At 24.8% G+C, this 444-nt stretch carries 1 pseudogene; it reads left to right on the top strand.

The annotated features are described in order from the left end of the window. Positions 1-248 (top strand): annotated as a pseudogene (locus tag E2O22_RS07830) (hypothetical protein); the annotation flags it as partial. Between the last annotated feature and the right edge of the window lie 196 nt (positions 249-444).

Raw genomic sequence — 444 nt, 5'->3', positions numbered from 1 at the left:
ATGGTGGTGGTGAAATAGAAATACCTGATAAACCTATTGACCCAGTAGAACCACCAATTGATAATAAACCTGATGATTCTTTAGCATTTGAACAAAGTTCTACTTTTAATTCTATAGGTAATGAAACTTTAAATGAAGAAGAAGAAACTGAAGAAATAGATGAAACTTCTTTAATTCAAAAAAGTAAAACTTGCATAGTCAGTGATAATTATAAAACTATGAATCCTTGTGTAGTTGGGGGATTATAATCTACAGCTTTGATGCATAAAAAATTAAACACTAAACACTAGGATTTATCCTAGTGTATATAATGAGTATATTAATGAATATACTCATATTAAAAATATTTTAATTAATCAATATAAATATTGAAAAACAAAAACTTAAAATTAAAATACATCATTAAAAGGAAAAAATAAGTATGAAAAAACTTTTACTTAGCAC

The organism is Campylobacter lari (genome assembly GCF_004357905.1).
In the GTDB taxonomy this organism is placed as follows: Bacteria; Campylobacterota; Campylobacteria; order Campylobacterales; family Campylobacteraceae; genus Campylobacter_D; species Campylobacter_D lari_D.
The sequence above is the reverse complement of the archived record's forward strand: the minus strand, read 5'-3'. Positions and strand labels throughout refer to the sequence as shown.